Source organism: Flavobacterium sp. 2, from assembly GCF_049949195.1.
Classification (GTDB): Bacteria; Bacteroidota; Bacteroidia; order Flavobacteriales; family Flavobacteriaceae; genus Flavobacterium.
The window spans coordinates 1,036,279-1,052,623 of sequence record NZ_CP188206.1 but is presented as its reverse complement, the minus strand read 5'-3'; the positions used below and the strand labels follow the sequence as shown (position 1 = coordinate 1,052,623).

Here is a 16,345-nt window from a genome sequence, read left to right as displayed (position 1 = left end):
ACGTTGATAATCATTGGTATATGCTTGTATTTTAACAAAGTGATGTAGCTGTGTAGTAGTGGTATTTGATGTACTACAACGTTGTAATTGTTTAATTTGGCTCTACTAACTTAAACGATTACGTACTGTATGAAAAATTTTATTTTTAGCTTTTTAGCGCTCTTGTTGCTGCCTACATATATGATAGGGCAAACACAAGCAATTAAAGGAAAAGTAGTAGACAGCAGCGGAATGGGAATTCCCGGAGCAGTAATTGCTTCGTCTGATGCCAGAGCAACTGCTGATGCAGATTTCGACGGAAACTTTACAATCAATGCAAAACCTGGAGACATATTAAAAATCTCTATGTTAGGTTTTGATGCAGTTTCTGTACCGGCAACGGCCGCACCAATGACAATCACTTTAAAAGAATCAGGCGATACAGCCTTAAAGGAAGTGGTAGTAATTGGGTACGGTACCAGAAAAAAAATTGATAATACTTCGGCAGTAAGCTCAATCAAATCCGAAGAGATTACCAAGATGAAAGTTATTAATGCTTCGCAAGCTATACAAGGTAAGGCTGCAGGGGTTCAAGTCGCTACATCAGACGCACCGGGTAGTACTCCTTCTATTGTTATTAGAGGAGTTGGTACAGCATTAGGGGGAAGAAGCCCATTGTACGTTGTCGATGGTATGCCTACTGATAATATTAATAATATCAATGCGAATGATATTACTTCTTACGAAGTTTTAAAAGATGCCTCTGCGCTTGCAATTTATGGTACAAGAGGTGCTAATGGTGTAATCATGATTACAACCAAAACAGGTAAAGGAAAACTTATTGTAGATATTGACAGTTATGCTGGCTTTAGATCACCTCTAAAGAAAGTAAAAATGGCAAATGCTGACCAATATATTCAGTATAATAATGCTGCCTTTAGCGCTCAGTTTCCAGCTGGAAGATTTTCGGCAAATCAGCCATATAATACAAATTGGTTTGATGAGATAACTCAAACTGGAGTTTATACTCAAAATAATGTATCTCTTTCTGGATCTTCAGAAAATATTAAATACTTTTTCAGTGTAGGGAACTACGAAGAAGAAGGTATATTAAAAGGTACAGAATACGGACGTACTACTTTTAGAAGTAATAACGAGTACAAAATTTCAGAAAAACTTAAAATTACTCAAAATTTTAGTGTGAGTTCAATAAAAAACACTCCACAACCTATGTCTGCATTTACATCTGCTTACAGACAATCTCCTTTAGTTCCAGTACGTTTTCCTAATGGAAAATATGGTGTGCCATTTATCAAAGATGGTGTCATCGCTCAAACAGGAGATTCTTTTAATTCAGTTGGTAACCCAGTAGTTGCTTTAGATTATAACAATGAGCAACAAAAAACGGTTATGCTTCAAGGTGGGTTAAGATTGGATTGGGACATTATGAAATCATTGAAATTTACTTCACAATTTAATGGAGAATATTTCACTTACAAACAATACAATTTTGTTGATAATTTAGGTCTTTGGTTAGCAGCTGACCCAACTAGAGTAGAGGCTGGTTATGATAAAAAAAGTTTGAACACAAATACTTTGACAAGAAATACAGACGATTATTTCAATTGGAATTTATCTAACTATTTCACTTACAATAAAGTTTTTGGAGAGATTCATGATGTTGAAGTTACTGCGGGTATCGAGGCAAACGTAATTGGTACAAGATCAAAAACAACTGCAGATATCAAGAATGTAAATCCAAATAGTAATTATTGGGGACTTGACGGTATTGCATATGCACAAAATGGAGGTGTAACTACTTACAAAGCTGTAAATGAAAATCAATCTCGTTTAGCATCTTATTTTGCTCGTTTCCAATACAAATTAATGGATAGATACTTATTAACTGGTACTGTAAGACGTGATGGATCTTCCAATTATTCAAGTGATTATCGTTGGGGGACATTCCCATCAGTTGGTCTTGGATGGATTGTAACAAAAGAAAGCTTCTTATCTGATGTAAAAGGTTTGGATCTATTAAAAATTAGAGGATCTTGGGGTAAATTAGGAAACCAAAAAGTGCCATTAAACATCCAGTCATTTACATCTGGAGTAGATTATAATGGAAATTCAGGAACTACCATTAATTCTCAAATTGACCCTAGTTTATCATGGGAAATTGTTGAAGAAGCTTCTGCAGGTTTAGATTTTGAGTTGCTTAACAGCAGATTAAAAGGATCTTTTGATGTTTACAGCAAAAATACCAATAATGCTATTTTAAATGTTACACCATATTCAACTTCAGGTATCACTTTAGAATCTCCAACACATGTGGGAGAAGTATCTAATAAAGGTTACGAAATTGCTTTACGTTGGGATGATAAAATTACGGATAACTTAAGTTACTGGGTAGGAGGGAATTTCTCTCATAACAAAAATGAACTAGCTAGTTTGAAGAATGTTACACTTGCAACAATAAATGGAGGATCATTAGGTAATGGTCAGGTTACAAAAATACTTGACAATACATCAGTAGGACAACCTTTAGGTAGTTTTTATATGTATGAATATGCAGGTGTTGATCCAACAAACGGACAGATGTTGTACTATACAGCAAGCGGAAGTAAAGTTCCTCAAGGATCTTTAGATCAAACCAAAGACAGAAAATATGTAGGTTCAGTTTTACCAACTTCAAACTACGGAGTTACTGTGGGATTAAATTACAAGAACATTGATTTTTCTGTAGACGGATACGGAACAGGAGGAGCGAAAGTTTATAACGGAAAAAAAGCACAACGTTTTTATGGAGAAAATGTGGAAGCATCTTTATTAAACGATATGTGGACTCCAACAAATACTACAGGTTCAAATCCAGCTCCATTTAATCAAGTTCCAGTAGCATCAACTTATTATTTAGAATCTGGAGATTATTTCAGAATCAATAATATCACTTTAGGATATAAACTTCCTTTAAGAGAAGATGGTTTTGTAAGCTATTGCAGAATTTATGTAAATGCAATGAATCCTTTTATTACTCAAAAGTTTTCTGGATTCTCACCTGAAGTTTTAGGAGATGGTGAATTAGTTAAAGGAACTCAAGGAGTTGAGTTAGATGCTTATCCAGCGTTAAAAACATTTGTAGTTGGTGCAAACTTAAAATTTTAATATCATGAAACGAATATATATATCACTTTTTATACTTTCTGGATTATTTGTCTCTGGATGTTCAGAAGATTTTCTAGATGTAGATCAAACAAAAAATATACCTGCTGATCCAGCCTTAGTTGATAGCGATGCAGGTGCTACGTCAATGGTTGATGCGGTTTATAATATATTTTTAACTTGGGATATGTCTTCATTTGCCTGGAACGGAGTTTCAAGTATTATGACTGATGATGCAGACAAAGGATCAGATCCTGGAGACACAGGTACAGATAAAGATGTTTTAGATGCTTTGACTTTTAATGCTTCTACACCATCTTTTAGCAGTATTTGGAATTATAATTATGCAGGAATCAACAGAGCTAATCAAGCGTTGGCAATGTTTCCAAAACTTAATAATGTAAGCCCAGTTTTAAAAACTAGATTGGAAGGGGAAGCAAAATTTTTAAGGGCTTTTATGTATTTTACTTTAGTGAAAGGATATGGTGCAGTTCCAATTGTTGATCATTTACCAGTTCCTGGAAATGATGCCGATAGAATTATGCAATTGACTCGTAAAAGCCCAGCCGAAGTTTATGCTTTTATTGAAAAAGATTTGAATGACGCTATACAAGCATTACCATTAAAATCTTCATATAGTGGAACTGATGTTTCACGTGCGTCTCAAGGAGCAGCTTATGCTTTGTTAGCTAAGGTTAACTTATACCAAAAAAAATGGCAAAACGTGATTGATAATTGCGATAAAGTAACAGGATATTCTTTAGTTTCTGATTATTCTCTACAATACAAAAAAGAAGGAGAATTTGGTCCAGAATCAATTTTTGAAATTAATGGAATTGGTGGAACTTCTTCTCCAGGATTCGGAATTGGAAATTATTCTGTATCTCAAGCGCCTAGAGGTGCTGGAGGATGGGGATGGGGTTTCAATACTCCTTCTCAAGGACTTGCTGATGCTTATGAAGCAGGAGACGTTAGAAAAAATGCAACCATTATTTTTAGAGGTTCAGTTTTGTACGATGGAAGAGTTGTAGCATCTACAGTTTCTAACCCAATGTATAATTATAAAGCTTATTCATCAGCTTTTTACAATCAGGAATTTACAGACACAAATCTTAGATATTTAAGATACGCAGAGGTAATATTGATGAAAGCTGAGGCTTTAAATGAATCGGGACAAACTTCAGCTGCGATTCCTTTAATCAATCAGATTAGACAAAGAGCTGGTCTAGGCAATACTCCAGCAACATCACAAGCAGATGTTAGAAAAGCAATCTATAAAGAAAGAAGATTAGAATTTGCTTTTGAGCACGATAGATGGTTTGATCTTGTAAGAACTGGACAAGCTGAAGCTGCATTGAAAGCTGATGTCAGTCCTACTTTTCCTCAAGGAAAAACCTTTGTAGTTGGGAAACATGAATTATATCCAATTCCATCTACAGTTATTCAACAATCAGGAGGTTTAACAACTCAGAATCCTGGTTATTAATTAAAATCTTAAAACTCACTTCCTTCAGATTTCCTGAGGGAAGTGATTATTTTTCAAAATCTTAAACTTTTATAATGGTTAGAATTTCAGTTTTATTTTTAGCTTTTACTTTTTTTAGTTGTGGATCAAATGCTGATAAATCAAAAGAAAATGCACAGGAAAATACCTCTGGCGTTGTTACATTAACTGATGAACAGCTTTTAAATACTGTTCAAAAACAAACGTTTAAATATTTCTGGGATTATGCAGAACCAAATTCTGGATTAGCAAGAGAGCGTTATCATCCTGATGGAGTTTATCCAGAAAATGACTCAAATATTGTTACAACTGGTGGATCAGGTTTTGGATTAATGGCGCTTGTTTCAGGAATGTCGCAAGGTTATATTACAAAAGAACAAGGTGTAGAACGTCTTAACAAAATTGCAGATTTTTTAGGTAAAGCAGATCGTTTTCATGGAGCATGGTCACATTGGATTGACGGAAATACAGGAAAAGTAAAACCTTTTGGAACCAAGGATAATGGTGGCGATTTAGTTGAAACCTCATTTTTGGTTGCAGGAATGATTACTGTTCGTGAATATCTTAAAGATGGTTCTCAAAAGGAAAAGGCCGTAGCACAAAAATTTGATGCGCTTTGGAAAGGTGTCGACTGGCAATGGTACACAAACAAAAAAAATGTGTTGTACTGGCACTGGTCACCTAGCTATGCATGGGAAATGAACTTTCCTTTACAAGGATACAATGAGTGTTTGATAACTTATGTTATGGCAGCCTCATCACCTGTACATACAATTGATGCGAAAGTATATCATGAAGGATGGGCAAGAAACGGAGGTATAGTTTCATCTAATACAAAATATAATATTCCTTTAATTTTAAGTCATAATGGAGCTAAAGAATTTGGTGGACCATTATTCTGGGCTCATTATTCTTATGTTGGTTTAGATCCAAATCAATTGAGCGATAAATATGCTAACTATTGGGATTTGAATGTAAATCAAACCAAAATCAATTATGAATATTGTGTACAAAATCCAAATAAAAATGCGGGTTATGGTCCTGAATATTGGGGGTTAACAGCATCATATTCTAGAAATCCTGATGGTTCTATTGGTTATAATGCACATATGCCAAGTAATGATCAAGGAGTAATTTCCCCAACAGCAGCAATAAGCTCAATTGTTTATACGCCAAAAGAATCGATGGCTTTGATCAGAAATTTATACGAAAATCATAAAGAAGAAACATGGGGTAATGCAGGTTTTTATGATGCACTTAGCTTAGGTAATAAATGGGTAGCAAAGCGTTACTTAGCAATAGACCAAGGTCCTGAAGTTGTAATGATTGAAAATTATAGAACAGGATTGCTGTGGAAATTATTTATGAATGCACCAGAAGTAAAACAAGGATTAACAAAACTTGGTTTCACGTCAAGCAAATACGGAATTTAATTGCCTCTAAATGAAACAAAAAATAACGCTTCTAGTCTTATTGTTTTCTGTATTTGGTTTTGCCCAAAGTGAAATAACGGGAAAAATAAATACAGTAATAATGACAAAGTATGAACTGGGTTATGCACTGCATAAGCCTGCAAATACAAAAGAGAAGAAGCCTTTGATAGTTTTTATTTCTGGAGATGGAGAAAAAGGAACCGATATTGAAAAGGTAAAAATTCATGGACCTTTTAAGTATTTAAAAACGCATCAATTAGATGCTTACGTTTTGGCTCCGCAATGTAAAGAAGATGAAAATTGGGATATAGAATCGATTTATGAGCTGATTTTAAAAATTCAGAAAGAAAATAAAATTGATTCAGAAAGAATATATGTTACTGGTTTGAGCTCAGGAGGCTGGGCTTCGTGGAATTTGGCTTTTGCACATCCGGATCTATTTGCCGCAAACGTACCTGTCGCTGGTTTTGTAGATTTAATTCAATTAGAAAAAGCTTGTGAAATAGCCAATATTCCAACCAGAATTTTTCACGGATTGCTGGATGATGTCGTAAATGTGAATTATGCGATCACGATTTACAAAGAATTGAAAAAATGCAATGCAAAAGATGTAAAGCTTACAATCTTTGATGATGCAAATCACGACAGCTGGACAAGAGTTTATGATAATGCAGCTATCTACGATTGGATGTTGCAACAGAAAAAAACGAATACAAACAAATAAATAAATTATAATGAAAAACAAATTAGTCTTGCTTTTTTTAGGATGCGCTGTTTTGGGTTACGCTCAAAAAAAGCCTGCTAAAAATACAGTAAAAATTAAACCAAAGTCTGAATTTGTAGCAGAGTTAATGTCAAAAATGACTTTAGACGAGAAATTGGGTCAGTTAAACTTGCCAACATCTGGTGATATTACCACAGGGCAGGCAAACAGCTCAAATGTGGCAAAAAATATTGCTGAAGGTAAAGTGGGTGGTTTGTTCAACATTAAATCAGTTCAAAAAATTAAAGAAGTACAAAAAATTGCTGTTGAAAAAAGCCGTTTGAAAATTCCGTTGCTTTTTGGAATGGACGTTATTCACGGTTACGAAACAACATTCCCAATTCCGTTAGGATTATCTTGTACTTGGGATATGGGCTTAATCGAAAGAAGTGCTCAAATCGCAGCAAAAGAAGCAAGTGCTGACGGAATCAACTGGACTTTCTCACCAATGGTTGATATTTCTCGTGACCCACGTTGGGGAAGAGTTTCCGAAGGTTCTGGAGAAGATCCATATTTAGGAAGCCAAATCGCAAAAGCGATGGTTAACGGTTACCAACAACATGATCTTTCAAAAAACAACTCCATTTTAGCGTGTGTTAAACACTTCGCATTATATGGAGCGCCAGAAGCTGGACGTGATTATAACACTGTTGATATGAGCCATATCAGAATGTTCAACGATTATTTCCCGCCTTACAAAGCAGCAGTTGATGCTGGTGTAGGTTCAGTTATGGCGTCGTTCAACGAAATTGACGGAATTCCGGCAACTGGAAATAAATGGTTAATGACAGATGTTTTAAGAAAACAATGGGGATTCAAAGGTTTTGTGGTAACAGATTTTACTGGAATTCCAGAAATGATCGAACACGGAATGGGGAATCTTCAAGATGTTTCGGCTTTAGCTTTAAATGCTGGTGTTGAAATGGATATGGTTGGAGAAGGTTTCTTAGGAACTTTGAAAAAATCCCTAGATGAGAAAAGAGTTTCTATGGAAACTATCGACAATGCTGTTAAACTTATTTTAGAAGCAAAATATGATTTAGGATTATTCGAAGATCCATATAAATACTGTGATGAGAAAAGAGCTAAAACTGAAATCTTTACAATGGATAGCAGAAAAGAAGCACGTCAAATTGCAGCTCAATCATTGGTTTTATTAAAAAATCAAAACCAATTATTACCACTTAAAAAATCGGGAACAATTGGTTTAATTGGACCATTAGCAGATGCTAAAGAAAACATGCCAGGAACTTGGAGTGTTGCCACTAAAATGGAAAACGCAGTTTCATTATTAGCTGGAATTAAAGAAGTTGCCGGAGCAGGAACGAAAGTTTTATATGCAAAAGGAAGCAATTTAGATTATGACGAAACTTTTGAAACAAATGCGACAATGTTTGGAAAAACATTACACCGTGATGGCCGTTCAAAAGAAGAATTATTAGCAGAAGCTTTAAAAGTTGCTAATCAGTCAGATGTAATTGTTGCTGCTTTAGGAGAATCTGCAGAAATGAGTGGAGAATCAAGCAGCCGCACAAACTTACAAATTCCACAAGCGCAAAAAGACTTATTAAATGCTTTATTGAAAACAGGAAAACCAGTTGTTTTAGTTTTATTTGATGGTCGTCCGTTAGTAATTACTGATGAAGAGAAAACAGTTCCTGCAATCTTAAACGCTTGGTTTGCTGGTACAGAAGCGGGATATGCAATTGCAGATGTTTTGTTTGGAGATGTTAATCCTTCAGGAAAATTGACTTCAACTTTCCCAAGAAGCGTTGGTCAATTGCCAATTTACTATGCACACAAAAATACAGGAAGACCACTTTCTAACACAGAAGGGAAATTCGAGAAATTCAGATCAAACTATATTGACGAAAGAAACGAGCCTTTATTCCCATTCGGATTTGGTTTAAGCTATACCACTTTTGATTATTCAAACTTGAAAATTTCTTCTGATAAAATGAATTTCAGCGGAAAATTAAAAGTAACGGTTGATGTAACCAATACTGGAAATTTTGACGGAAAAGAAACGGTTCAGTTATACATCAGAGATTTAGTTGGTTCTGTAACAAGACCAGTTAGAGAATTAAAAGGTTTCCAAAAAATAGCACTTAAAAAAGGTGAAAAACAAACCGTAAGTTTTGATATTACTGTTGAAGATTTAAAATTTTATAACTCTGATTTACAATTCGTAGCAGAGCCTGGACAGTTTGATATTTTCGTAGGAGGAAATTCAACTGCCGACAAGAAAGTTAGTTTCGAGTTAACTAAATAGTTGGTTTATTGGTTAGTTAAAAGCCCTTCATTTGGAGGGCTTTTTTTCTAAAAGACAAAACCTTTTTAATCTTTAAATGTTATGAATGTTTTCAAAAAATCCCATACTTTCTTTTTTTTAAGTTTTTTATTCGCGTTCGCTGCTTGTTATGCACAGAAGAATGCAATTGTAGCGCATAGAGGTGCGTGGAAAAAAAATAATCTTCCGGAAAATTCGATTGCTTCTTTACGACATGCAATTGATTTAAAATTATCTGGATCAGAATTTGATGTTTGGCGCACTGCCGATGATTCTCTTGTGATTAATCACGATGCTCATTTTAATAAATTACTGATAGAACAAACCAATTACGCTGACTTAATTAAGTTTAATTTGTCGAATGGTGAAAAGTTGCCAACACTTTACGAATATATTTCAGAAGGAATAAAAAACAATAAGCACACGCTTTTGGTTTGCGAAATAAAACCTTCAGAAATTAGCAAAGAGCGCGGAAAAGAAACGGCTATAAAAACGGTAGAAACAATCAAAAAACTTAAAGCGAATAAAAAAACATGCTACATAAGTTTTGATTACGATATTCTAAAACAAATTAGAGCTATAGATTCTAAAACTTCGCTTCAATATTTAGAAGGAAATAAATCTCCGAAAGAAGTTAAAGCGGACAATATCAATGGTGTTGATTATCACTATTCGGTATTTAAAAAACATCCAGAATGGATCCAAGAAGCCAAAGAAAACAAAATCATTTTGAACGCTTGGACTGTAAATGAAGCTGCTGATATGGATTGGATTATCGATCAAAAATTCAATTATATCACGACGAATGAACCTGAACTTTTAAAGGAAAGATTAAAAGCAAAAAAATAATCTTTCAGCCTTTATAAAAACAAATCAAATCATGAAAAAAATATATAAACAACTGAGATTGCCAATTTTATTGTTTTTGATCGTTTTCAATAACAGTATTTTGGCTCAAAATGCAACAGGCAAAACAGAATGGTTTGACCCTAATAAACCTGCAACAACGTATTGTAATCCAATTAATATTGGTTACAATTATACGACTTACAATCATAACGGAATTCCATACTCACGCCGTTCTAGTGCTGATCCCGTTATTATTACATACAAAGGAGAATATTATTTATTTGCAACGAATCAGGCAGGTTTTTTTTGGAGTAAAGATATGTCAGACTGGAATTTTGTTTACGGAAGTTTTCAGAGACAGCCTGGCGATGATGATCAATGTGCGCCAGCAGCTTGGGTTGTTAATGATACATTATTCTACGTTGGTTCAACTTGGAAAAGAGATCACCCAATCTGGAAAACAGCAAATCCAAAATCTGGTAAATGGACCCGTCATGTTGACAAAGCAATGTTGCCAACTTGGGATCCTGCGATTTTTCAAGACGATGATAAAAAAGTATATATTTACTACGGTTCAAGCGGAAAACTACCTCTTGTAGGAACAGAAGTAGATTATAATACTTGGCTTCCAAAAGGAAATCAGGCTGATTATGCACAGTTATACAAAGCAACTGAAGTAGAAGATATTCAGCGTCCGTATGGGCAGATAAAAGAAGTTGCAATTCTAGACCCATCAGCGCATGGTTGGGAACGTTTTGGCCCAAATAATGATATGGAACCAGCGCCTTGGGGAAATTTCATTGAAGGCGCCTGGATGACCAAACATAACGGAAAATACTATATGCAATATGGAGCGCCAGCAACTGAATTTAAAGGTTATGCAAATGGCGTTCATGTAGGTGATAATCCGTTAGGGCCTTTTACGTATCAAAAACACAATCCAATGTCATATAAACCGGGCGGATTTGTAATTGGTGCCGGTCACGGAAATACATTCGCAGACAATTACGGAAATTATTGGAATACAGGAACGTGTAAAATTTCAATTAAAGACCGTTTTGAGCGTCGCATTGATATGTTTCCTGCCGGATTTGATAAAGATGACGTAATGTATTCTATTACAGCTTATGGAGATTTCCCGATTGTGCTTCCAACAAGTCAGCGTGATCAGACAAAAGGCGCTTCATCAGGCTGGATGTTACTTTCATATAAAAAGCCTGTAACCGTTTCTTCTTCTGAAGAATGTATGGAAGTAGAAACACACAGAATGGATAACGGTGGTAAAAAAGTATACGAGAAGTTCTGTTACGGACCTGAGAATTTAACAGACGAAAACATTCAAACCTATTGGTCGGCTAAAACAAGTAATCCAGGAGAGTGGCTTCAAATGGATTTAGGCAGACAAATGGAAATCAAAGCACTTCAAATTAATTACGCAGATCATAAAGCAACGCAGTACAATAAGGCAATGGATATTTATTATCAATATAAAATATTTATGTCTGATGATGCTGTAAACTGGACTTTGGTTGTTGATAAATCCAAAAATGATAAAGATGTACCGCATGATTATGTAGAGCTTACAAAATCGATAAAAGCGCGTTATATCAAAATGGAAAATATTCATAATGCTTCTGGTTTATTTGCGATTTCTGATTTTAGAGTTTTTGGAAATGGTTTGTCAGAAAAACCAAAAGCAGTTTCCGTATTTAAGGTTGACAGAAACAAAACTGATTCTCGCAACGCTATGATATCATGGAAAAAGCAGTCAGATGCAATTGGGTATAATATTTTTTATGGCATAACTCCTGATAAACTATATAACAGTATTATGGTTTACGGAGAGAACTCGTATGATTTTAGAGGTCTTGATAAAGGCACAAAATATTATTTCACGATTGAGCCTTTTAATGAAAACGGAATTGGTACAAGAAATAAACTTATTGAAGTAAAATAAATTTTATTTAGTACAATATAAAAGCTCTGATTTGCAAATTGAAAGATAATTGCAATCAGAGCTTTTTTTTTTGACAAAAGTCTACAAAAAAACTCTGACAGTTCTAAAGATTTTTGTTCCTTTGTAAAACAACCCAAAATGCTATAAAAAACATGAAAAAAACCATTCTTTTAACTGCTTTAGTTTTAAATGGATTGACCGCATCGTTTGCACAATCGAATGATGAAAAAAACATTAAATTATTTTACAAAAAAGCTTTAACCGAAGCTAAATGTTATTCTTGGTTAGAATATTTATCAAATGATATCGGAAGCCGTTTATCTGGATCAAAAGGTGCTGCGGAAGGTGTAGAATACACAAAAAGACAATTAGAAAGTCTTGGTCTTGATAAAGTTTATTTACAAGAAGTTATGGTTCCTCACTGGGTTCGCGGTGAGAAAGAAACTGCTTTTATCGTAGACGGAAAAGTAAAAACTGCTGTACCAATCTGTGCATTGGGAGGTTCAGTTGCAACTCCGAAAACAGGAATTACAGCTGAAGTAATCGAAGTACAAAGCCTTGATGAATTAAAAGGATTAGGTGATAAAGTAAAAGGTAAAATTGTGTTTTTTAACAGACCAATGAATCCTGAATATATTGGAACTTTTAATTCTTATTCTGAAGCAGGAGATCAAAGAAGAAGTGGTGCAAAAGAAGCAGCGAAACTTGGTGCAGTTGGAGCGATTGTACGTTCTTTAAACTTGCGTTTAGATGATTTTCCACATGCAGGTGCACAAAGCTATGGTGATTTGCCAAAAGAACAATATATTCCGGCGGCGGCAATTAGTACAAACGGAGCTGAATTATTGAGTAAAACTTTGAAAGCCAATCCGGGGATTAAATTATATTTCAAACAATCTTGCGAGACTTTGCCAGATGTATTATCTTATAATGTAATTGGAGAATTAAAAGGAACAGTAACTCCAGAGAACATTCTTGTTGTTGGAGGGCACTTAGATTCTTGGGATTTAGCTGATGGTTCGCATGACGATGGAGCAGGAGTAGTACAAAGTATGGAAGTAGTTCGTATCCTGAAAAACTTAAACTACAAACCTAAAAATACGATTCGTGTTGTATTGTTTATGAATGAAGAAAACGGTGGAAAAGGTGGAGCAAAATATGAAGAAGTTGCAAAACAAAAGAACGAGAATCATATTTTTGCTTTAGAAAGTGATTCAGGCGGATTTACACCAAGAGGATTTTCAATCGAAGCTGATGATGCTAACTTCAAAAAATTACAGGAATACAAAAACCTTTTTGAGCCTTATTTAATTCACAGTTTTGTAAAAGGACACGCAGGATCAGATATTGAGCATTTAACATCTAAAACAATTGTTAAAGCAGGTTTACAGCCAGATTCACAGCGTTATTTTGATTACCATCATGCAGCAAACGATAAATTTGATGCAATCAACAAAAGAGAATTAGAACTTGGTGCAGCAACTATGACTTCATTAATCTATCTAGTAGATCAAAACGGAATCGTTCTTCCTCCTTCAAATTAATTTTTGATAATTTTAAATAACAAAAAAGCTATGAGTTTTGCTCATAGCTTTTTTGTTTTAAGATCTATATAAGTTTAATAAGTGCCGATAACTGTTTTCAATAAATCAGAATCTGCAAGGTCAGAAGGCGCAACTACTTTTTCTTCTAGTGGAATTTCATTTCCATATCTTTCCTTTAATATTTTCTGAACTTTTTCATCGGTTAAATTAAAATCTTTCAGTTGTTTGAGTTTTGATAATTCGATGCCGGCAGCGTTTTTGTATATTTTCCAAATTAATTCAGAACAATAAATTCTGGTATCAGTCCATTCAAAATAAGCGTCATATTCTTTGCCGTTAAATTGCTGACTGTAATCTTTCATTTTTTGCAAAGTTGAAGGAGTCAAAATTTCAGCAGCATTTTTCAGTCTTTTTACGAGATATTTATTGTCTTTTCCGTGCTGGATCCAATCTTCCAAACGAGTTAATTTTACAGGCTGAACGGCTTCAAAAACAAATAGATTTCCGTTTATTTTGTAGATAATGCCACAGTGAGAAAATTTAGAATTTGTGGCAATTCGTACTGCTTCGCATTGTGGAGATTCTGAAGTTTGAAAAATAATATCGCCATCCTGAATTTTATCTAAAACAGTATTTTGAGCTTTGTTTCCTGAAAATGGATTATTCGGAAAAACTTTCATCGCGACAAATAACGCGCAACCAAAACTCAGTAAAAAGGTAATTATCAGAAAGAGGTATTTTTGTTTTTTCATATTCAAATTTTAAAAAATTAAAAGTATAATTTATTCTTCAGTTTTCATTCGGAATTAACACAAACAAAAAAGCAGAATTTCAAATGAATGAAATTCTGCTTTTATTATTTTGTAAAGTAATCTTTTTAGATTCTGAAAATTCCTCCAACAGCAATAATTCGTTGAAAATAAGTAAAGTGCTGAGAAGCCTTATCATCATTGCTCATTGTAGTTTTAATATCTGGCATATTGATATAACCGCCTTTTAACTCTCCCTGAACATAGAAATGTTTAAAAAAGGTAATGTTTAAACCAGCTTTTGCAGAAACACCATAACCAGAAACGTGAAAATCATCGTGACGTTCTTTACCTAAAATTGTAGTATTGGTTTTAGGATATAAAACTCCAGCACCAATACCTTCGGTTAAGTTAATCTGAACTTTATCAATATTTGGTAATCCAAACCATTTTGAAACATCATCAAATCTCGCCACCTCAGTATTAATGTAGTTTAAACCATCTGTATGTTCATACATTAAAAAAGCAGGACCGTTTGGATTTATTTCACCTTTGTTATAACCGCCTTCAATAGCTCCTCCCTGAGACATATCTACAGGTGTGTTATTGTAATTTCCATTGTAAATTGATGCAGGATCATCTGTAGGTAAATTGATGTTTCCGTTAACGTTAGCAATTTGATTTTGTGACATTACATATTTCATGTGGTCAACACCAATTGTAACACTATAATGATCGCTGAAAAAATAACCCAATCTCAAATTCGTTTGAGGAATAGTCATATTTGCAGGATTGATATAGTCTACATGCCATCCTTTTGGTTTATCATGAGCTTGCATGTTCTCAACAGTAAAGTTGTAATCTTTACCTCTGAAATTCACATCAGATTTAGAGTAACTTTCTCTGTTACCACCCCACATCACAAAGAATTTTCCTTTATTGTGTGCAGCGTATTTTTGTACCGGAATTTCTTCCTGAGCAAAAGCGCTTAGTGAAACGCAAGCCAGAAGGAAAAATAAAATTTTTGTTTTCAAAGAACTTAAGTATTATAAATTTAGAATGAGTTAACTGTTTTTCTGATAGCAACTAATTTTGTCATCAAACCTTCAAAATAGTCTAAATGAAGCATATTGGCACCATCACTTTTTGCATTAGCCGGATCAAAATGTGTTTCGATAAAAATACCGTCAACACCAACTGCAATACCCGCTTTAGCAACCGTTTCAATCATATCAGGTCTTCCGCCTGTAACACCTGCAGTTTGATTTGGTTGTTGTAAAGAATGCGTTACATCCAAAACTGTAGAAGCATATTGCTGCATAGTAGGAATACCTCTAAAATCAACAATCATGTCCTGGTAGCCAAACATAGTACCACGATCAGTAACCATAACGTTTTCATTATTACAGTCTAATACTTTTTGAACAGCATGTTTCATGCTCTCCGGACTCATAAATTGCCCTTTTTTCAAGTTTACTACTTTTCCAGTATTTGCCGCAGCAACAACAAGATCAGTCTGACGAACCAAGAAAGCTGGTATTTGCAATACATCAACGTATTGGGCTGCCATATCAGCATCTTCGTTTGTATGAATATCAGTTACAGTTGGAACGTGAAAAGTTTCAGAAACTTTTCTTAAGATTTTTAAAGCTTTTTCATCTCCAATTCCAGAAAAACTGTCAATTCTAGAACGGTTCGCTTTTTTAAAAGATCCTTTAAACACATAAGGAATCTGAAGATTGTCGGTAATACCAACTAATTTTTCAGCAATTCTCAGCGCCATTTCTTCTCCTTCGATAGCACAAGGCCCCGCTAATAAAAAGAAATTTCCGCTGTCAGTATGCTTAATTTGTGGAATATGTTGTAAGTTCATAAAATTATTTTTTTGCACTGCAAAGGTAGTTATGATTTATGAGTTTAGGATTAAGATTTAAGATTATTTTATGAAGCTAATCCTGCTATTCGTTTCAATATTTTTCTCTAAAACTTTTTTTTCCAAAGTCTGTTCAGGAGCTTCCTCCGGTCGCTCTGCCCAGCCAGGAAAAAATAAGTTTTAGAGAAAAATGATTTCCACTTCTATCAGGGCTAGATTTAGTGGAATTATGAGAAATTAAG

At 34.4% G+C, this 16,345-nt stretch carries 11 protein-coding genes; 8 read left to right on the top strand and 3 right to left on the bottom strand.

Annotated features, from left to right (window positions below):
• The first annotated feature begins 129 nt into the window (after window positions 1–129).
• The 8 genes from ACNFIH_RS04340 to ACNFIH_RS04305 all read left to right on the top strand — a co-directional run bounded on the left by ACNFIH_RS04340 (window position 130) and on the right by ACNFIH_RS04305 (window position 13,481).
• The gene (locus ACNFIH_RS04340) at window positions 130–3,144 is read left to right on the top strand and encodes a SusC/RagA family TonB-linked outer membrane protein (protein WP_426485644.1); all 3,015 of its coding nucleotides are present in this window, start codon (window positions 130–132) and stop codon (window positions 3,142–3,144) included.
• Window positions 3,145–3,148: 4 nt separating this feature from the next.
• Window positions 3,149–4,627 carry a RagB/SusD family nutrient uptake outer membrane protein gene (locus tag ACNFIH_RS04335; protein WP_426485643.1) on the top strand — a complete coding sequence of 493 codons (1,479 nt, stop codon included), beginning with the start codon at window positions 3,149–3,151 and terminating at the stop codon, window positions 4,625–4,627.
• 74 nt (window positions 4,628–4,701) lie between these two features.
• Complete coding sequence (locus ACNFIH_RS04330; RefSeq protein WP_426485642.1) at window positions 4,702–6,078, top strand: glucoamylase family protein; 1,377 nt, start codon at window positions 4,702–4,704, stop codon at window positions 6,076–6,078.
• 10 nt (window positions 6,079–6,088) lie between these two features.
• Window positions 6,089–6,802, top strand: coding sequence for a prolyl oligopeptidase family serine peptidase (locus ACNFIH_RS04325; protein WP_426485641.1), 714 nt, complete (start codon window positions 6,089–6,091; stop codon window positions 6,800–6,802).
• A 10-nt stretch (window positions 6,803–6,812) separates the two neighbouring features.
• Window positions 6,813–9,113 (top strand): beta-glucosidase BglX, encoded by a 2,301-nt coding sequence (gene bglX / locus ACNFIH_RS04320; RefSeq protein ID WP_426485640.1) that lies wholly within the window; start codon window positions 6,813–6,815, stop codon window positions 9,111–9,113.
• Window positions 9,114–9,194: 81 nt separating this feature from the next.
• The gene (locus ACNFIH_RS04315) at window positions 9,195–9,980 is read left to right on the top strand and encodes a glycerophosphodiester phosphodiesterase family protein (protein WP_426485639.1); all 786 of its coding nucleotides are present in this window, start codon (window positions 9,195–9,197) and stop codon (window positions 9,978–9,980) included.
• A gap of 31 nt (window positions 9,981–10,011) precedes the next feature.
• Entirely contained in the window at window positions 10,012–11,937 is a 1,926-nt protein-coding gene (locus tag ACNFIH_RS04310) for a discoidin domain-containing protein (RefSeq protein ID WP_426485638.1), read from the top strand.
• A 152-nt stretch (window positions 11,938–12,089) separates the two neighbouring features.
• Window positions 12,090–13,481, top strand: a complete 1,392-nt coding sequence (locus tag ACNFIH_RS04305) for a M20/M25/M40 family metallo-hydrolase (protein WP_426485637.1) — start codon at window positions 12,090–12,092, stop codon at window positions 13,479–13,481.
• Between the two features lie 74 nt (window positions 13,482–13,555).
• Here ACNFIH_RS04305 and ACNFIH_RS04300 read toward each other — a convergent pair whose 3' ends face one another.
• From ACNFIH_RS04300 to kdsA, 3 genes are all read right to left on the bottom strand, one after another.
• Window positions 13,556–14,233: a YiiX family permuted papain-like enzyme gene (locus tag ACNFIH_RS04300; RefSeq protein WP_426485636.1), complete on the bottom strand. Its 678-nt coding sequence runs from the start codon at window positions 14,231–14,233 to the stop codon at window positions 13,556–13,558.
• Window positions 14,234–14,358: 125 nt separating this feature from the next.
• On the bottom strand, window positions 14,359–15,264 hold the full coding sequence (locus tag ACNFIH_RS04295; protein WP_426485635.1) for a hypothetical protein: 906 nt from the start codon (window positions 15,262–15,264) through the stop codon (window positions 14,359–14,361).
• Between the two features lie 20 nt (window positions 15,265–15,284).
• Entirely contained in the window at window positions 15,285–16,103 is an 819-nt protein-coding gene (gene kdsA / locus ACNFIH_RS04290) for a 3-deoxy-8-phosphooctulonate synthase (RefSeq protein ID WP_035648291.1), read from the bottom strand.
• Window positions 16,104–16,345: the final 242 nt, after the last annotated feature.